This is a genomic window from Bacillus thuringiensis (assembly GCF_001595725.1).
Lineage (GTDB): Bacteria > Bacillota > Bacilli > Bacillales > Bacillaceae_G > Bacillus_A > Bacillus_A thuringiensis_K.
In genome coordinates this window covers 4406293-4424784 of record NZ_CP014282.1, presented here as the reverse complement: position 1 = coordinate 4424784, position 18492 = coordinate 4406293, and the positions used below count along the sequence as shown (strand labels likewise).

Here is an 18492-nt window from a genome sequence, read left to right as displayed (position 1 = left end):
ACACATCTTCTCCATTGTATTTTTATATTTTTTCGTGTTATTTTATTATAAGGCAAATAATCTTTATGAGGTGAGTACAAATGAAACGTATTGGTGTATTAACAAGTGGTGGAGATTCACCTGGTATGAATGCTGCCATTCGTGCAGTTGTTCGTAAAGCGATTTTCCATGATATTGAAGTATATGGTATTTACCATGGATACGCTGGATTAATTTCTGGTCACATTGAAAAATTAGAACTTGGTTCTGTTGGCGATATTATCCACCGCGGTGGTACAAAATTATATACAGCAAGATGTCCTGAGTTTAAAGATCCAGAAGTACGACTAAAAGGTATCGAGCAATTAAAGAAACACGGTATCGAAGGACTTGTTGTTATTGGTGGAGATGGTTCTTACCAAGGCGCTAAAAAATTAACTGAACAAGGATTCCCATGTGTTGGTGTACCAGGTACAATCGACAATGATATCCCTGGAACAGACTTCACAATTGGTTTCGATACAGCGTTAAACACTGTTATTGATGCAATTGATAAAATTCGTGACACAGCTACATCTCATGAACGTACATATGTTATCGAAGTAATGGGACGTCATGCTGGTGATATTGCATTATGGGCTGGTTTAGCTGATGGTGCGGAAACAATCTTAATTCCAGAAGAAGAGTATGACATGGATGATGTTATCGCTCGTCTGAAGCGTGGTAGTGAACGTGGTAAAAAACACAGTATTATCGTTGTAGCTGAAGGTGTTGGAAGTGCAATTGACATCGGTAAGCACATTGAAGAAGCAACAAACTTTGATACTCGTGTAACTGTATTAGGTCACGTACAACGTGGTGGATCGCCAAGTGCACAAGACCGTGTATTAGCAAGTCGTCTTGGCGCAAGAGCAGTTGAATTATTGATTGCTGGTAAAGGCGGACGTTGTGTAGGTATTCAAGATAACAAACTTGTTGATCATGACATTATCGAAGCGTTAGCTCAAAAGCATACAATCGATAAAGATATGTATCAATTATCTAAAGAATTATCCATCTAATCGGCGTAATGTCAGATATTTGGGAACGGTTTCATAATTTTCGGAGGTGCAATATGCGTAAAACTAAAATTGTATGTACTATAGGTCCTGCTAGTGAAAGTATTGAAAAATTAGAGCAATTAATCGAAGCAGGTATGAACGTTGCTCGTTTAAACTTCTCTCATGGTAGCCATGAAGAGCACGGAGCTCGTATTAAAAACATTCGTGAAGCTTCAAAGAAAACTGGTAAAACAGTTGGTATCTTACTTGATACAAAAGGTCCAGAAATCCGTACTCACGACTTCGTAGACGGACAAGCTGAGCTTGTAACAGGTGCAGAAGTAGTTCTTTCTACTGAGCAAGTATTAGGTACTGCAGAGAAGTTCTCTGTATCTTATGCTGGTCTTTATGACGATGTAGACCCAGGTTCTCGCATTCTAATCGATGACGGTCTTATCGAACTAGAAGTAATCGAAAAAGCTGACGGAAACATCCGTACAAAAGTTCTTAACAGCGGAACTGTAAAAAATAAAAAAGGTGTTAACGTACCAAACGTAAGCATTAAGCTTCCTGGTATCACTGAAAAAGACGTAAAAGATATTATCTTCGGTATCGAGCAAAAAGTTGATTTCATCGCAGCTTCATTCGTACGTAAAGCGTCTGACGTATTAGAAATCCGTGAATTATTAGAAGAGCATAACGCTCAATACATCCAAATCGTACCAAAAATCGAAAACCAAGAAGGTATCGACAACATCGATTCAATCTTAGAAGTTTCTGACGGTTTAATGGTAGCTCGTGGTGACATGGGTGTGGAAATTCCGCCAGAAGAAGTACCATTAGTACAAAAACGTCTAATTAAAAAATGTAACGTGTTAGGTAAACCGGTTATTACTGCAACACAAATGTTAGATTCTATGCAACGTAACCCACGTCCAACTCGTGCGGAAGCAAGTGACGTAGCTAACGCAATCTTTGATGGTACAGATGCAATCATGCTTTCAGGTGAAACAGCTGCTGGACAATACCCAGTAGAAGCAGTAACAATGATGGCTAACATTGCGGTACGTGTTGAAAAATCATTACAATATGAAGATATGTTCAAAAAACGTATTAAAGAGTTCACTCCAACAATTACAGATGCAATTAGCCAATCTGTTGCGCATACAGCACTTGCTCTTGATGTAGCTGCAATCGTAGCTCCAACAGAAAGTGGATATACTGCAAAAATGATCTCTAAATACCGTCCAAAATCTCCAATCGTAGCTGTAACATCTGACGAGCAAGTAGGACGTCGTCTTGCACTTGTTTGGGGTGTACAAGCATTTATGGCTGAGGAGCGCGCGGCTTCAACTGACGAAATGTTAGATACAGCAATTCAAACAGGTATGGATGCAGGTCTAATCGGACTTGGAGATACTGTAGTGATTACTGCTGGTGTACCAGTTGCTGAAACTGGTACAACAAACTTAATGAAAATCCACGTTGTTGGTGAAGAAATTGCTAAAGGACAAGGAATCGGTCGTAAAGCTGCAAAAGGTAAAGTGGTTGTAGCAAAAACAGCTGCTGAAGCTGTAGCGAACGTAAACGAAGGTGATATCCTTGTTACAACAAGCACTGATAAAGATATGATTCCTGCCATCGAAAAAGCTGCGGCTTTAGTTGTAGAAGAAGGTGGCTTAACAAGCCATGCAGCTGTTGTAGGCGTATCAATCGGTATTCCTGTTATCGTTGGTGTAAACGGCGTAACAGCAACTTTAAAAAATGGCCAAGAAGTAACAGTTGATGCAGCACGCGGAATTGTTTATAATGGACATGCGGAAGTGCTATAAGTAATACAGAGAGAAGGATCGGAGTCCTTCTCTTTTTTTTACACAAAAACGAGATAGAATTAGCTTAAAGCGCCTAGGATTGCTTTTAAAAGCTGTTTGTTATGGGTTTTAATATGAAAGGGTATCTATATTTCATATGATGTATGTAGGCGTTGTGAGGGCATTAAAAGTGAGTTGTGAGAGAGGTGTAGAACTATGAAGTGGTTACTATTCTTGTTTATTTTAATACCGGCGATTGAGATTACGGTCTTAATTGGATCAAGCCATGTAATAGGTTTATGGTCTACGTTCGCTATGATTGTATTTACAGGTGTTGTAGGTGTGTATTTGGCGAAAAGACAAGGGTTTAAAGTGCTTAGAGAGATTCAATCTAAGTTGAATAGAGGGGAAATGCCAGGTGAGGCAGTACTAGATGGTATTTTTGTATTTGTAGGAGGCGTTCTCTTGGTGCTTCCTGGGTATGTGACAGATGTGCTAGGGTTTATCTGCGTGATTCCTATTACGAGAGCTTTATTGAAGCCTCTTGTTATGAAGTGGATGGAATGGAAATTTAGAAAGAACTCTACTATTATCATTCAGAAATAGCACTTAGATTGTAGAAATCTAAGTGCTATTTCTTGTCTTGTAAGAGGAGAAGAACTTTTTGATTGAAGCTTTGCTTTACCTCGCTATTTGTGGGGGATTTCTACCTCAAAGCTGGGCTGCTTGTAAGTGTCTGATGTGGGGTGAATGATGAGTGGGGATGAACAAAACGTCCGCTTATTATATTTGTTATATAATTTTCGTTTGAACTCTTGTTGTACTTCGATTAAACTTGTGATTTTTTTAGTGCTATTTATTTAGATGAATAAGATGGAGGGGAGTGCTGTTAAATTAAAGTTTTGCTTTTGTATATAAAGGGACGATTGGTGTAAAGAATTCATATAAAAAGGCGTAAATTGTTAGTTGAAGTCTTATTTTATGCTGTTTTGTATATTTATTCATTTACATAAAAAGTAATAAATGTAAATAATAATTATAAAATAAATAGAATAAATATGTAAAAACACCACGAAATATGCGTTTTTTATGCAAAAAAACAAGAGAATTATCTTTTTTGAGTGCAATTCTCTTGTTTTATGTAATGAGTATGAAAAATAAGTACAAGGAATAATCAGTGGGAATTTCCCACTGATTACATGTAAGTTTTTTGTTGTGTATGAATTAGAAACTATTATTTTGAAGGTGAACCTTTAATATATTTCCACAAGTCATGGAAGACATTAGCTTTGTGTAATGTATTAAGTAGTACTAAGGTGACTGGACCGATGATTAACCCTAAAAAGCCAAAAAGTTTAAAGCCGACAAATAGAGCGACGAGTGTTGCTAATGGATCGAGACCGATGTTAGATGAAAGTACTTTCGGCTCCATAATTTGTCTTTGGACAATCACGACGATGTATAAAATGAGAAGACCAATGGCGAATGCGGTATCGCCAGTGAAAAATACGTATATAACCCATGGAACAAAGACTGCGCCTGTTCCTAAATATGGTAGTAAATCTACAACCCCTGTAATAATCGCGATAGTAATGGCGTATGGTACGCGTAATATTAAAAGCCCGATTAGTACAATGACAGTTGTCATAGATACGAGTGTAAGTTGTGCTTTCACAAAACCAAACAAAGCTTTTCTTAAGTCGACAAAAATAGTTTTTCCATAGCCATGTACACGATTCGGTAGCAATTTTCTTGCTTTCTGAGCAAGACGGTGCCAATCGTAACTAATGAAGAAAGTGGCTAATAAAATGAATACAAGGACAGTTAAAGTTGTTGGCAGTGCACTAATGAAATTCGTTAACCCGCTTATAATGGTGGTTAAAAGTTCTTTCATTTGTGTTGTCGCTTCTGTTCCTAAGTTTTGAATGTTTTGTGTAATTGTATAGCGCTGTGGTTCTCCAAGATGATTAAATTTAGAGATTAAATCATCGTAGAGAGGCATAATATGATTAAGTGCAAATTGCTGAGCGAATGTAACGATATCTGGAAACTTTACTGTAACAAGTTGTAGTAAGTATGTTGTGGCAGATATTGCTTCAGTCACAAGATATGTAACAAGTCCAACGATAGCTCCAAATACGAGAATTAAGCTAACGAGTACTGCTAGTGCGCGAGGAAATTGTAGTTTTTGATTAAGGAAATTGACGACAGGATTAATCAAATAAGCAAATGCAAAAGCGATAATAAAAGGATAGATAAGCCCTGATATGTATAGTAATACATAGAACCCAGCTACCGTTGCTACAATGACAAATATGAGTCGTAATATCATATATAGTAAGTTTCGGTTCAAAGATGTATACCTCCCATTCCGATTTGGATTATCCTAATTCGTTCAACTTATAACGAGTGTGCCCCACTGATTAAAGTTTCACTTTACCCCGCATTAACGGGCAGTAAAGCTCCTATCAAAAGTGCGGCTGGATCAAAGGAGTTAGATGGCGATAAACTGCCCGTAAAAGCCCGATTGGTTCAACTAATAATCAGTGGAAAATGCCCCACTGATTAAAGTTTCACTTTATGTTATAGTGGAATGATGGATTTTTCCTGCTTTTTCAGTATGTGAGTGACTGTGAAAGCTTGGTGTTGATGCTTCTACTATATGGTAAAAACTTCATTTTCTCTTCTTTTTATTTTACCTGTTTCTAATTAGAAAAGAAAGAAGAGACGCCCGTTTTTAAAAATGTATACATGCTTAAATTTTGATGGTGAAAGTCTCAGTTTGTCATTTTAAAATACATAAAAAATGAAGTGATTCATGTTGAATAGGCATCGATATAGCATGTATAACGATAGGTTTAAAGGTATTTTTGTTTGGAAATGAGTTCATTATTTTCAGAAAGGAAGTGCAAACATGATTAGTCAGTCAACGTTATTTTTATTCATACTACTTATTATCGGACTTATTGCTAAAAACCAATCGCTTACTGTAGCTATTGGTGTGTTATTTTTATTGAAGTTTACATTTTTAGGAGATAAGGTCTTTCCTTATTTACAAACGAAAGGGATTAATCTAGGTGTAACGGTCATTACAATAGCGGTGCTCGTACCGATTGCGACGGGGGAAATAGGTTTTAAACAACTTGGAGAAGCGGCGAAATCTTATTATGCGTGGATTGCTTTAGCTTCAGGTGTAGCAGTCGCTTTGTTAGCGAAAGGCGGCGTACAATTGTTGACAACGGATCCTCACATTACAACTGCGCTTGTTTTTGGGACAATTATAGCGGTTGCGCTATTTAATGGGGTTGCTGTTGGTCCGTTAATTGGGGCTGGAATTGCCTATGCGGTTATGAGTATTATACAAATGTTTAAATAAGGAATTTTATAGTAATATAAAATTTTTGAATTCTTTCTGTTCACAAAAGTCAGATAATTGTTTATAATAGGATTAGAAACTTTGAAAAGTTACATAACAGCAGAGACTTTACACCAGATAAAATAAAAACAACATAAAACAATTTTATAATGATATTGTTTTATGTTGTTTTTATCATAAAACTCTTCGGAATGTATTTTCCTCACTAACTTGTTGTTTTGAGCGTGAGGATTCGGGGAGACATTCACGCTCATGCTTTCCATGTAGACAATGGACAATAAGAGGGGAACATCGCAACAAATTTGCATGATCGTGCATTTTGCTTGCCTAAAGAGTGAACGGGCGTTCATAATTCATAGGGGGAGCAAATAGATATAAGGAGCAAGGTTGGGAGAATTTTCAGGAAAAGGAGAGAATGTCATGACTGTTATTCGAGGTTTAGAAGGGGTAGTAGCAACAACATCATCTGTGAGCTCTATTATTGATGATACATTAACTTATGTTGGGTATAATATTGATGATTTAGCTGAGAATGCTACGTTTGAAGAAGTAGTGTACTTATTATGGCACCGCAAGCTTCCTAATGAAAAAGAACTAGCGGAATTTAATGAAATTGTATCTGAATACTATAAAGTTCCAGGTGAGATTTTAACATATTTAAAACAAGTAGATTTAAAAGTTGCACATCCGATGTCTGTTTTACGAACTGCAATTTCCATGCTATCATTATACGATGAGAGCGCTGAAATTATGGATGAAAAGTCCAATTATTTGAAAGCGGTTAAATTACAGGCGCAAGTCGGAACTTTAGTTGCTGCTTACGCGAGAATCCGTAAAGGTTTAGATATTGTTGAGCCAAGAAAGGATTTATCATTAGCTGCAAACTTCTTGTACATGTTAAATGATCGCGAGCCAAATGAAGTTGAAATTGAAGCTTTTGATAAGGCGCTTGTACTTCATGCAGATCATGAGTTAAACGCTTCTACATTTACTGCACGTGTTTGCGTAGCTACACTTTCAGATGTATATTCTGGTATTACAGCAGCAATCGGTGCATTAAAAGGTCCTCTTCACGGTGGGGCAAATGAAAATGTAATGAAGATGTTAACTGAGATTGGTGAAGAAGAAAATGTAGAGTCATATATTCATAATGCTCTTCAAAATAAAGTGAAAATCATGGGCTTTGGCCACCGTGTGTATGAGCAGGGTGATCCACGTGCAAAACACTTACGTGAAATGTCTAAGAGATTATGCGTGCTTTTAGGAGAAGAGAAATGGTATAATATGTCTATCAAAATTGAAGACATTGTAACAAAAGAAAAAGGTCTTCCACCAAATGTTGATTTCTATTCAGCTTCTGTATACCATTGTTTAGGAATTGACCATGACTTATTTACACCTATTTTTGCAATTAGCCGTATGTCAGGCTGGTTAGCTCATATTCTAGAACAATATGAAAACAACCGTTTAATTCGTCCGCGTGCTGATTATAATGGACCGACGCATCAAGTGTATGTTTCAATTGCACAACGATAAGCGAATAACACTATTTTGATAGTGAAAATACGCTTTCAAAAGTCTGATTTTTTCGGAAAGATGTAATGATTAGAATATTTTAATTTGACTAACGGTTTGAACTGAGGGGTTATTCCCTCAGTTTCATACATATGAAATTTCAAACATGGGGGTTATCACATTGACGACAGGTGAAAAAATTACTGTAACTAATGGTGTTATGAATGTACCAAACAATCCGATTATTCCATTTATCGAGGGAGATGGAATTGGTCCTGATATTTGGGCAGCTGCATCTCGCGTACTAGAAGCAGCAGTTGAAAAAGCTTATGATGGTGAGAAGAAAATCGTTTGGAAAGAAGTGCTTGCAGGGGAAAAAGCATTCAACCAAACAGGCGAGTGGTTACCAGAAGAAACTTTAAACTTAATTCGTGAATATTTAATCGCGATTAAAGGTCCACTTACAACTCCAGTTGGCGGTGGTATTCGTTCTCTAAACGTAGCACTTCGTCAAGAATTAGATTTATATGTATGTCTACGTCCAGTTCGTTATTTTGAAGGTGTTCCTTCACCTGTAAAACGTCCGGAAGATACTGATATGGTTATTTTCCGTGAAAATACAGAAGACATTTATGCTGGAATTGAATATGCACAAGGATCTCCAGAAGCAGAAAAAGTTCTTGCTTTCTTAAAAGAAGCAATGGGTGTTAATAAAATCCGCTTCCCAGAAACATCTGGTATTGGTATTAAGCCGATTTCAGAAGAAGGGACAAAGCGTCTTGTTCGTGCTGCAATTCAATATGCAATTAACGAAAAACGCTCTTCTGTTACATTAGTTCATAAAGGAAACATTATGAAATTTACAGAAGGTGCTTTCAAAAACTGGGGTTACGAAGTAGCGGAACAAGAATTCGGCGACAAAGTATTTACTTGGGCTGAATACGATCGTATTGTTGAAAAAGATGGTAAAGATGCAGCGAATAAAGCGATGGCAGACGCTGAAGTGGCTGGAAAAATCATCGTAAAAGATTCTATTGCAGACATCTTCTTACAACAAATTTTAACTCGTCCACGTGAGTTCGATGTTGTTGCAACAATGAACTTAAATGGTGACTATATCTCTGATGCACTTGCTGCACAAGTAGGTGGAATTGGTATTGCACCTGGTGCAAACATTAACTATGTGACTGGACATGCTATCTTTGAAGCTACACACGGTACAGCTCCAAAATATGCAGGTTTAGATAAAGTAAACCCATCTTCTGTTCTTCTTTCAGGTGTATTATTATTAGAACACTTAGGATGGAACGAAGCTGCGAAATTAGTAACTGCTTCTGTTGAGAAAACAATTGCTTCAAAAGTAGTAACTTATGATTTCGCACGCTTAATGGAAGGTGCAACAGAAGTGAAATGTTCTGAGTTCGCTAATGAACTTATTAAAAACATGGATGTAGCGATAATCAAAAACGCATAATTAAAGCGGGGGGTAAATTATGACAATCAAACGCAAGAAGGTTTCAGTCATCGGTGCGGGATTTACAGGAGCAACAACGGCATTCTTATTAGCACAAAAAGAACTTGCAGATGTTGTATTAGTGGACATTCCACAACTGGAAAATCCAACAAAAGGGAAAGCGTTAGATATGTTAGAAGCGAGCCCAGTACAAGGTTTTGATGCTAACATTATTGGAACATCTGATTACGCAGATACTGCTGATTCTGACGTTGTCGTTATTACAGCAGGTATTGCACGTAAGCCTGGTATGAGCCGTGATGACTTAGTAGCAACAAACTCTAAAATTATGAAAAGTATTACGCGCGACATTGCAAAACATTCACCAAATGCAATTATTGTTGTGTTAACAAATCCAGTTGATGCAATGACATATTCTGTATTTAAAGAAGCAGGATTCCCGAAAGAGCGTGTAATCGGCCAATCGGGTGTATTAGATACAGCTCGTTTCCGTACATTCATCGCACAAGAATTAAATCTTTCTGTAAAAGACATTACAGGATTTGTTCTTGGCGGACACGGTGACGACATGGTACCTCTTGTGCGTTATTCTTATGCAGGCGGTATTCCGTTAGAAACATTAATTCCGAAAGAGCGTTTAGAAGCAATTGTAGAACGTACACGTAAAGGTGGCGGTGAGATTGTAGGCTTATTAGGAAACGGTAGTGCATATTACGCACCAGCAGCTTCTTTAGTTGAAATGACAGAAGCGATTTTAAAAGATCAACGCCGTGTATTACCAGCTATTGCGTATCTTGAAGGTGAGTATGGTTATAGTGACCTTTACTTAGGGGTACCAGTAATTCTAGGTGGTAACGGAATTGAAAAAATTATTGAATTAGAACTTCTTGCAGATGAAAAAGAAGCGTTAGATCGCTCTGTAGAATCTGTACGTAACGTAATGAAAGTTCTTGTTTAATAATTGAATAGTAGTGAAAAAGATTCGGAATCCCGAATCTTTTTCTACTATTTACCGAATTGTTTTTTTGAAATAATATGAAAACGCTATCATTTGTAATATCCTATAATGAAACTGTAGATTTATACTATACATTGCCCTCATCATAGTAAATTTCGGATAAGGTATCGCTTTTAGTAGGATAATAAGGTGAAAAAATCGGAGGGGGTTGTAACATGTTAAAGAAAAAAGTTCAAATTGGTCGTAAAATGGATGAAATTACAGTAGGAGAGAAATTATCTATCACTGAAAAAATTGAGGATAAAGATTTGTTATTGTACTTAGGGTTAACGAATGATGCCAATCCATTATATATTCAGCATGATTACGCATCCCAAACTCCGTATGAAAAGCCGATTGTACCAAGCATTATGCTAACGGGAATGATTACAACGGCGGTTACGAAATATTTACCGGGTCCAGGAAGTCATATTACGAGAAAGGACCTTACATTCGTGAAACATGTTCACCATTATGAAACGTTACAAATCCACTTTGAAGTTGTGGCTGTTTCTGAGGAGGAACATACAATTGATATGCTTGTATCTGCTCATGATGAAAAAGGAGAAACTGTTGTGAAAGGTTCATTAACAGTAACGCCACCTTTTAAATCAGTCTCTATTATGGAAAAAGCATTAGATAATTTTTAAAAGAAGAAAGTATGAATAGCGCTAGCATACCTTTAATAAGGATGATAGCGCTATTTTTAGTTGAAGAATCCTTCTTTGAACCCTTCAGCAAATTCTGAGCACCCCGTTTTAATCGTATCCCAGCTCGGTACGTTAAAAGTAAGGAAACATGTTACTACTAAAGTTAAAATAGGTAGTAATAGTCGCATAATAGAAACTCCTTATCTTTTATATTTGAATTATCAAATTAACAATATTCACTATATTATAATTTAATAATTTAAGTCAATGGAAGGAGTGATTCTTTAAGATGAGGTGGAAAAGAGAAGGTGTGATCTTTGAAACGGTAAGAGAAGCTGAAGTGTGGGCAGACGGGGTTGCGAATGAAATGTACGGGAGAGTATTTGATGGATATGAAACACCAGATTATAAAATAGCGTATGCTCTTTCGTTTTTTCTAGCACAAAATCAAGATTTTATAGTTCATACGGAAGTGAGCTTTAAAGAAGAGAGAGCAATCTATAAAGTTTGGCAAAATCCTGTGTAGTTGCAGGTGAAGCGTAATTACGTCTATTTTCTCAATTCTACACAAACGATCTCCATGAATAGACAATTATATTGAGAGGGACCTTATTTTCTAGTATGATGAGAATAACGGGGAAAATACTAGGATGAAGAAGGTTTCAAGTCTATAACTTGGAGGAAAAGAATGAACAATCGTATTTTAGTAGTTGATGATGAGGAATTTATCTTAACTTTAATTGAATTTAATTTACAACAAGCTGGGTTTGAAGTTATAACAGCGATGGATGGAGAAATGGCGCTTCAAAAAGCGACAACAGAACGCCCAGATTTAATTATATTAGATTTAATGCTTCCGAAAATGGATGGTATGGAAGTGTGTAAAGAATTACGATTGCAGCGCGTTATGACGCCGATTTTAATGTTAACGGCAAAAGATGATGAGTTTGATAAGGTGCTAGGCCTTGAACTTGGGGCAGATGATTATATGACGAAGCCATTTAGTCCAAGAGAAGTTGTTGCTCGTGTGAAGGCGATTTTGCGCCGTACGAAATTACAACAAGAAGAACAAGTTGCAGAAGCGCCAGATGAAGATAGCATCACAATTGCAGAACTTAAAATTTTACCGGAGTTTTATGAGGCTTATTTCCAAGGAAGAAAGCTTGAATTAACACCAAAAGAATTTGAACTACTTGTGTATCTTGCGAAAAATAAAAGTCGCGTGTTGACACGTGATCAATTATTAAGTGCTGTATGGAATTACGATTTTGCTGGTGATACACGAATTGTTGATGTTCATATTAGCCATTTGCGCGATAAAATTGAACAAAATACGAAAAAACCGACGTACATTAAAACGATACGTGGTTTAGGATATAAATTAGAGGAGCCAAAAGGGAATGAATAAATTTCGTTCCAGGCTTCTTTTTACATTTGTTTCTCTTATTGTATTTATTTTAGTTGGACTAGGTTTATTACTAGAAACTGTGTTTGAAAACTACTATATAGATCATGCTAAAGAGAGAATGGTAAAAGAGACGGAGTATGTTGCGACGTTAGCAGAAGAGCAAGGTTTTGATAATGTCTTAAAGAATCCATACGTATTTGAAAAGATAGAAGAAAAAATACCAGCTTCTATCGTATTTTTGGATGAAAAAAAGAAAGTTCAATATAGAAAAGGACAAGAATTGGCATTTAGTCCAGAGACGATTAAAGAACTTTCTTCGGAAGTGGCAAAACAACGAAGTAAAGTGATTACGAAAGAAACGGATCGAAAGAATGAATTTTATCATGCGGTGTTCGTTCAAGATGTAGAAGGAAAACAAGGATACATTTTGGTGAAAAGCACAATTGAGCCTTTGAAAGATGTTCACCAAAAAACGTGGGGATTATTAATTATCGGATTTGTCATTGCTTGTCTCGTAGTTGTATTTTTAGGTATGAAAATTACAGGGCAATATATTAGGCCAATTGAATCGGTTACGAAAGTTGCAATTGAATTGGCAAAGGGTAATTATAAAGCACGTGCATACGAAAGTCATTCGGATGAAACAGGAATGCTGAGTAAAGCGATTAATATTTTAGCTCGAAATTTACAAGAGATGACACTTGAACAAGAAATGCAGCAAGATCGTCTGCATACGTTAATTGAAAATATGGGAAGCGGAATGATTTTAATTGATAGCCGAGGATATATAAACCTTGTAAACCGCTCTTATAAGGAAACCTTCCACGTAACAGATGAAGAATATTTAGATCGCTTATATTATGAATCGTTTCATCATACAGAAATTATTGAGCTTGTAGAAGAAATCTTTATGACAGAAGTGAAAGTGCGTAAACAAATGTTATTGCCACTTGGAATTGAACGGAAGCATTTCGAAGTATATGGAGCGCCTATTATCGGGACAAACCATGAATGGAAAGGGATTGTTCTCGTATTCCATGATATAACAGAGTTAAAGAAATTAGAACAAATGAGAAAAGACTTTTTAGCGAATGTTTCTCATGAATTAAAGACACCGATTACTTCTATTAAAGGTTTTTCAGAAACACTCTTAGACGGAGCGATGGATAATAAAAAATTCTGCGAACATTTCTTGCACATTATTTTAAAAGAAAGTGAGCGCATGCAAGGATTAATAGAAGATTTATTAGATTTGTCAAAGATCGAACAACAAGGATTTAAATTAAATATGGGAACTGTTGACATGAAGGGGCTGCTTGAAGATATTCATATGGTGCTTGATAATAAAGCGGGAGAGAAAGAAATCTCTTTACAAGTGAATGTATTAAAACGAGCCTCTGTTATTGGAGATCCAAGTCGTTTGAAACAAATCTTTATTAATTTAATTAATAACGCAATCGTATATACACCGGCTGGAGGCGTTGTTTCAGTAGAGTTAGCGGAAGATAAATATAATGCTTATATAAAAGTATCGGATACTGGAATTGGTATTAGTAAAGAGGAAATTCCGCGTATTTTTGAACGTTTCTACCGGGTGGATAAAGCAAGAAGTAGAAATACTGGTGGTACCGGCCTTGGATTGTCGATCGTAAAGCATTTAGTTGAGGCGCATCAAGGTACGATTACAGTAGATAGTGAAGTTGGAGAAGGGACAACGTTTACAGTTGTTTTACCGAAATCAGCAACTGAAAAATAGGATGAAGGATGTTTACAATATATTAACAATGGCTTAATTAAATATTAATAAAGCTCTGTTAATATAATACATGAAAACCCCTTCATCCAAGGAGTAATTTTGGACGAGAATAGTTAAGCTGTTCTCGTCACTTCCCTTTATGCCAATATAAGTCTGTTTTATATATGAAAGAAAATAGCCGTTATTTTTCTTCTCTCTATTAGTCATGTTAATATAGAGAGAGGAAAGGAACGGTTTTTTTCTGTGAAAAAAATCATTTCAAATTTGTATGGGGAGGTTTCAATTTTGGAAAAAAAGGTCGTATTAGTAGATGGTAATAATATCGCGTATCGTGCTTTCTTTGCACTACCGCTTTTAAATAACGACAAAGGTATACATACGAACGCAATTTACGGTTTTACAATGATGTTAATGAGAATATTAGAGGAAGAAAAGCCAACTCATATGTTAGTGGCATTTGATGCAGGCAAAACAACGTTCCGTCATAAAACGTATAGTGAGTATAAAGGAGGACGTCAAAAGACTCCACCTGAATTATCAGAGCAGTTCCCGTTTATTCGTGAGATGCTGGATGCGTTCAATGTACCGCGTTATGAATTAGAAAATTATGAAGCGGATGACATCATGGGAACGTTAGCGAAAGAAGCGAGTGAGCAAGGGGCAAGTGTAAAAGTTATTTCAGGAGATAAAGATTTACTTCAACTCGTTTCTGATAACACGCTTGTATGTATTCCGCGAAAAGGGATTACAGAAGTGGATGAATATACGAAAGAAGCTTTATTTGAAAAATACAGCTTATCACCAAAGCAAATTATCGATATGAAAGGTTTAATGGGAGACCAGTCAGATAATATACCGGGTGTACCAGGAGTTGGTGAAAAAACGGCAATTAAATTGTTAACACAGTTTGGAACGGTTGAAGCGGTGTATGAAAATATAGATCAAGTAAGTGGGAAGAAATTAAAAGAAAAACTGGAAGAAAATAAAGAACAAGCTCTTATGAGTAAGGATCTTGCAACTATTATTACAGATGCGCCGATTACAGTTCATGTGGATGATATGGCGTATAAAGGATATGAAGCAAGTGATGTCATTCCAATGTTCGAGAGTTTAGGATTTACATCTCTTTTAAATAAATTAGGCGTTACGCCAGAAGAAACAGCTCCAGCTGAATTAGATGATATTACATTTGATATTGTGGAAGAAGTTACAGAAGAAATGTTTCAGCAAGATAGTGCGCTTATCGTTGAAGTACAAGAAGATAATTATCATAAAGCAGACATTCAAGGTTTCGGTATTCAAAATGAAAATGGATGTTACTTTATTCAGACAGACATTGCTCTTAAGTCAGATGCTTTTAAAGAGTGGCTTGCAGATGGAGAAATGAGAAAGCATACATTTGATGCGAAGCGTGCAATCGTTGCACTGAAATGGAATGGGATAGATATGCAAGGGATTGACTTCGATCTATTAATCGCTGCTTATTTACTTGACCCGGCTGATACAGATAAAGATTTCCGTACTGTAGCGAAAATGAAAGAAACGCATGCTGTGAAATCAGATGAAGAAGTTTACGGAAAAGGTGCGAAGCGTGCTGTTCCAGAGTTAGAGGTAGTAGCGGAGCATGTGGCTCGTAAAGTGCATGTATTATATGATATAAAGCAAACATTTGTGGAAGAGTTAAAGAAGAATGAGCAATATGAACTGTTTACAGAGTTAGAATTGCCGCTTGCACGTGTATTAGCTGATATGGAAGTAAAGGGTGTAAAAGTTGATACAGAGCGTCTTCGTAATATGGGGGAAGAACTTGCGGGTAGATTAAAGGAAATGGAACAGGAAATTTATAAGCTTGCGGGAACAGAATTTAATATTAATTCACCGAAACAGCTTGGTGTTATTTTGTTTGAGAACTTAAACTTACCGGTTATTAAAAAGACGAAAACAGGCTATTCTACGTCAGCTGATGTACTAGATAAGCTTATGAATCACCATGAAATTATTCCAAATATTTTACATTATCGTCAATTAGGGAAGCTAAATTCAACTTACATTGAAGGTTTACTGAAAGTTGTACATGAAGATTCATCTAAAATTCATACGCGCTTTAATCAAGTGTTAACGCAAACAGGTCGATTAAGTTCAACGGATCCGAACTTGCAAAATATCCCGATTCGATTAGAAGAAGGAAGAAAGATTCGTCAGGCATTTGTTCCATCAGAAGAAGGATGGATTATGTATGCAGCTGATTATTCACAAATCGAACTGCGTGTATTAGCTCATATTGCAAATGATAAAGGGCTAGTTGAAGCGTTCCAACATGACATGGATATTCATACGAAAACAGCTATGGATGTATTTGGCGTTGAAAAAGATGAAGTAACTTCAAATATGAGACGACAAGCGAAAGCTGTTAACTTCGGAATTGTGTATGGTATTAGTGATTATGGTCTTTCGCAAAACTTAGGAATTACAAGAAAAGCAGCAGCGGAATTTATTGAAAAGTATTTAGAAAGTTTCCCTGGTGTACAAGAATACATGGAGGACATCGTAAAAGATGCGAAACAAAAAGGATATGTGGCTACATTATTAAATCGTCGCCGTTATATTCCAGAAATTACGAGTCGTAATTTCAACTTGCGTAGCTTCGCTGAACGTACAGCGATGAATACACCAATTCAAGGTACTGCAGCAGATATTATTAAAAAAGCGATGATTATTATGGCAGATCGTTTAGAAGAAGAAGGATTACAAGCGCGTCTTCTTCTGCAAGTACACGATGAATTAATATTTGAAGCACCAAAAGAAGAGATTCAAAAATTAGAGCAGCTTGTACCTGAAGTAATGGAACATGCAATTGAACTTGCAGTTCCGCTGAAAGTTGATTATTCTTACGGTCCAACTTGGTACGACGCAAAATAAGGAAGTGATGAAATGCCTGAATTACCAGAGGTTGAAAACGTCAGACGGACACTTGAAAATCTTGTAACAGGAAAAACGATTGAAGATGTTATTGTTACTTATCCAAAAATAGTGAAAAGACCGGATGATGCAGAAATCTTTAAAGAAACGCTAAAAGGCGAGAAGATTGAAAATATAAAGCGAAGAGGAAAATTTTTGCTTTTATATGTAACGAATTATGTCATTGTTTCACATTTGCGTATGGAAGGTAAGTTTTTACTACATCAAGAGGATGAGCCAATTGATAAACATACGCACGTCCGTTTCTTATTTACAGATGGAACGGAATTACATTATAAAGATGTGAGAAAGTTTGGTACGATGCATCTCTTTAAGAAAGGTGAAGAAATGAACCAAATGCCTCTTGCTGACTTAGGTCCGGAGCCATTTGATGCTGAAATGACACCGCAGTATTTGCAAGAAAGATTGCAAAAGACAAATCGTAAAATAAAAGTTGTGCTACTGGACCAGCGTCTTTTAGTAGGGCTTGGAAACATATATGTAGATGAAGTTTTATTCCGTTCTCAAATTCATCCGGAACGAGAAGCTTCGTCTTTAACAGTAGAAGAAATTGAGCGAATTTATGAGGCTACAGTTACCACGCTAGGTGAAGCAGTAAAGCGTGGCGGAAGTACAATTCGGACGTATATCAACTCACAAGGGCAAATTGGTTCGTTCCAAGAACTCCTAAATGTATATGGGAAAAAAGGAGAGCCGTGCGTAACTTGTGGCACGATATTAGAAAAAACAGTTGTTGGCGGGCGAGGAACGCATTACTGCCCGATTTGTCAGCCTAGAATATAGAAAAGAGATAACATCGGATAGGCATTTGTCATATACATACAGCAGAGCTATGTATAAGGGAGGAGCTTACCGATGTACCTTTATTTATCTCTTATTTTATTAGCTTTTACATTAAGCTTAGACAGCTGTAGTGTAGGGCTAACATATGGTTTAAGAAGCGTAAGAATACCACTAAGATCAATAATAATTATCGGAATGTGTTCAGCGGCTGTTATGCTTGTTTCAATGGGAATTGGACATATGATCGCGAAAGTATTTTCACCTGTTATCGCAACGCGTATCGGTGGGCTTGTTCTTATTGGAATAGGGATTTGGGTATTATATCAATTTTTTCGAAGTGAGAAAAAAGAAGAACCGAAGCAAGAGGAGAAGGTCTGGAAATTAGAGATTGCCTCGCTAGGGCTAGTGATTCAAATTTTACGGAAACCGACTGTAGCAGATTTTGATAAATCAGGCACCATTTCTGCAGGAGAAGCATTGCTTCTTGGTATCGCTCTTTCTGTAGACTCATTTGGTGCCGGAATTGGTGCATCTTTATTAGGGTATGCACCCGCTATGATGGCGATATTAGTTGCAGTTATGAGTTCTTTGTTTTTATTTATTGGAATGAAACTTGGAACGGTTTTATCGAATATGAAGTGGTTACAAAAATTTACATTCCTGCCTGGAGTATTACTCATTATTATTGGAATTTGGAAAATGTAAGTATGGGCGTGGAACATTA

At 36.6% G+C, this 18492-nt stretch carries 16 protein-coding genes; 14 read left to right on the top strand and 2 right to left on the bottom strand.

Annotated features, from left to right (window positions below; all coding sequences use genetic code 11):
• Positions 1–80: 80 nt before the first annotated feature.
• The 3 genes from pfkA (at position 81) to AXW78_RS22135 (ending at position 3436) form a co-directional block, all read left to right on the top strand.
• On the top strand, positions 81–1040 hold the full coding sequence (pfkA, locus tag AXW78_RS22145) for a 6-phosphofructokinase (RefSeq protein ID WP_000821157.1): 960 nt from the start codon (positions 81–83) through the stop codon (positions 1038–1040).
• Between the two features lie 53 nt (positions 1041–1093).
• Positions 1094–2851, top strand: a complete 1758-nt coding sequence (gene pyk / locus AXW78_RS22140; protein ID WP_001232670.1) for a pyruvate kinase — start codon at positions 1094–1096, stop codon at positions 2849–2851.
• Between the two features lie 195 nt (positions 2852–3046).
• On the top strand, positions 3047–3436 hold the full coding sequence (locus tag AXW78_RS22135) for an FxsA family protein (protein WP_000871639.1): 390 nt from the start codon (positions 3047–3049) through the stop codon (positions 3434–3436).
• Positions 3437–4064: 628 nt separating this feature from the next.
• Here the strand turns inward: AXW78_RS22135 and ytvI are convergent.
• Positions 4065–5183 (bottom strand): sporulation integral membrane protein YtvI, encoded by a 1119-nt coding sequence (gene ytvI, locus AXW78_RS22130; protein ID WP_001081382.1) that lies wholly within the window; start codon positions 5181–5183, stop codon positions 4065–4067.
• A gap of 561 nt (positions 5184–5744) precedes the next feature.
• Between ytvI and AXW78_RS22125 the strand changes: the two genes are divergently transcribed.
• The 5 genes from AXW78_RS22125 (at position 5745) to AXW78_RS22105 (ending at position 10842) form a co-directional block, all read left to right on the top strand.
• Positions 5745–6206, top strand: a complete 462-nt coding sequence (locus tag AXW78_RS22125; RefSeq protein ID WP_000625507.1) for a DUF441 domain-containing protein — start codon at positions 5745–5747, stop codon at positions 6204–6206.
• A 387-nt stretch (positions 6207–6593) separates the two neighbouring features.
• A complete protein-coding gene (gene citZ / locus AXW78_RS22120; protein ID WP_116777460.1) occupies positions 6594–7742 on the top strand; it encodes a citrate synthase in 1149 nt (382 codons plus the stop codon).
• A 160-nt stretch (positions 7743–7902) separates the two neighbouring features.
• A complete protein-coding gene (icd, locus tag AXW78_RS22115) occupies positions 7903–9195 on the top strand; it encodes an NADP-dependent isocitrate dehydrogenase (RefSeq protein ID WP_000206898.1) in 1293 nt (430 codons plus the stop codon).
• Between the two features lie 19 nt (positions 9196–9214).
• Positions 9215–10153, top strand: coding sequence for a malate dehydrogenase (gene mdh / locus AXW78_RS22110; RefSeq protein ID WP_000153232.1), 939 nt, complete (start codon positions 9215–9217; stop codon positions 10151–10153).
• Positions 10154–10368: 215 nt separating this feature from the next.
• On the top strand, positions 10369–10842 hold the full coding sequence (locus AXW78_RS22105) for a MaoC family dehydratase (RefSeq protein ID WP_000914180.1): 474 nt from the start codon (positions 10369–10371) through the stop codon (positions 10840–10842).
• Between the two features lie 56 nt (positions 10843–10898).
• On the opposite strand, the gene AXW78_RS35295 is transcribed toward AXW78_RS22105, so the two are convergent.
• Complete coding sequence (locus AXW78_RS35295; protein ID WP_001238014.1) at positions 10899–11030, bottom strand: hypothetical protein; 132 nt, start codon at positions 11028–11030, stop codon at positions 10899–10901.
• Between the two features lie 101 nt (positions 11031–11131).
• Between AXW78_RS35295 and AXW78_RS22100 the strand changes: the two genes are divergently transcribed.
• The 6 genes from AXW78_RS22100 to ytaF all read left to right on the top strand — a co-directional run bounded on the left by AXW78_RS22100 (position 11132) and on the right by ytaF (position 18473).
• The gene (locus tag AXW78_RS22100) at positions 11132–11368 is read left to right on the top strand and encodes a hypothetical protein (RefSeq protein ID WP_001267386.1); all 237 of its coding nucleotides are present in this window, start codon (positions 11132–11134) and stop codon (positions 11366–11368) included.
• Positions 11369–11530: 162 nt separating this feature from the next.
• Entirely contained in the window at positions 11531–12250 is a 720-nt protein-coding gene (phoP, locus tag AXW78_RS22095) for a two-component system response regulator PhoP (RefSeq protein WP_001065220.1), read from the top strand.
• Complete coding sequence (phoR, locus tag AXW78_RS22090; RefSeq protein WP_001032104.1) at positions 12243–14006, top strand: sensory box histidine kinase PhoR; 1764 nt, start codon at positions 12243–12245, stop codon at positions 14004–14006. The genes phoP and phoR overlap by 8 nt, the downstream gene beginning before the upstream one ends.
• A gap of 285 nt (positions 14007–14291) precedes the next feature.
• On the top strand, positions 14292–16925 hold the full coding sequence (gene polA / locus AXW78_RS22085) for a DNA polymerase I (protein ID WP_061884657.1): 2634 nt from the start codon (positions 14292–14294) through the stop codon (positions 16923–16925).
• A 12-nt stretch (positions 16926–16937) separates the two neighbouring features.
• Positions 16938–17768: a DNA-formamidopyrimidine glycosylase gene (mutM, locus tag AXW78_RS22080; RefSeq protein WP_001114495.1), complete on the top strand. Its 831-nt coding sequence runs from the start codon at positions 16938–16940 to the stop codon at positions 17766–17768.
• Between the two features lie 72 nt (positions 17769–17840).
• On the top strand, positions 17841–18473 hold the full coding sequence (gene ytaF, locus AXW78_RS22075; RefSeq protein WP_000281744.1) for a sporulation membrane protein YtaF: 633 nt from the start codon (positions 17841–17843) through the stop codon (positions 18471–18473).
• Positions 18474–18492: the final 19 nt, after the last annotated feature.

What these genes read in the sequence shown, in the direction of transcription:
- mdh (WP_000153232.1), top strand. Translation starts at nt 9,215, where the DNA reads ATGACAATCAAACGCAAGAAGGTTTCAGTCATCGGTGCGGGATTTACA.
- ytaF (WP_000281744.1), top strand. Translation starts at nt 17,841, where the DNA reads ATGTACCTTTATTTATCTCTTATTTTATTAGCTTTTACATTAAGCTTA.
- AXW78_RS22105 (WP_000914180.1), top strand. Translation starts at nt 10,369, where the DNA reads ATGTTAAAGAAAAAAGTTCAAATTGGTCGTAAAATGGATGAAATTACA.
- AXW78_RS22100 (WP_001267386.1), top strand. Translation starts at nt 11,132, where the DNA reads ATGAGGTGGAAAAGAGAAGGTGTGATCTTTGAAACGGTAAGAGAAGCT.
- pfkA (WP_000821157.1), top strand. Translation starts at nt 81, where the DNA reads ATGAAACGTATTGGTGTATTAACAAGTGGTGGAGATTCACCTGGTATG.
- AXW78_RS22125 (WP_000625507.1), top strand. Translation starts at nt 5,745, where the DNA reads ATGATTAGTCAGTCAACGTTATTTTTATTCATACTACTTATTATCGGA.
- phoP (WP_001065220.1), top strand. Translation starts at nt 11,531, where the DNA reads ATGAACAATCGTATTTTAGTAGTTGATGATGAGGAATTTATCTTAACT.
- AXW78_RS22135 (WP_000871639.1), top strand. Translation starts at nt 3,047, where the DNA reads ATGAAGTGGTTACTATTCTTGTTTATTTTAATACCGGCGATTGAGATT.
- AXW78_RS35295 (WP_001238014.1), bottom strand. Translation starts at nt 11,030, where the DNA reads ATGCGACTATTACTACCTATTTTAACTTTAGTAGTAACATGTTTCCTT.
- pyk (WP_001232670.1), top strand. Translation starts at nt 1,094, where the DNA reads ATGCGTAAAACTAAAATTGTATGTACTATAGGTCCTGCTAGTGAAAGT.
- mutM (WP_001114495.1), top strand. Translation starts at nt 16,938, where the DNA reads ATGCCTGAATTACCAGAGGTTGAAAACGTCAGACGGACACTTGAAAAT.
- phoR (WP_001032104.1), top strand. Translation starts at nt 12,243, where the DNA reads ATGAATAAATTTCGTTCCAGGCTTCTTTTTACATTTGTTTCTCTTATT.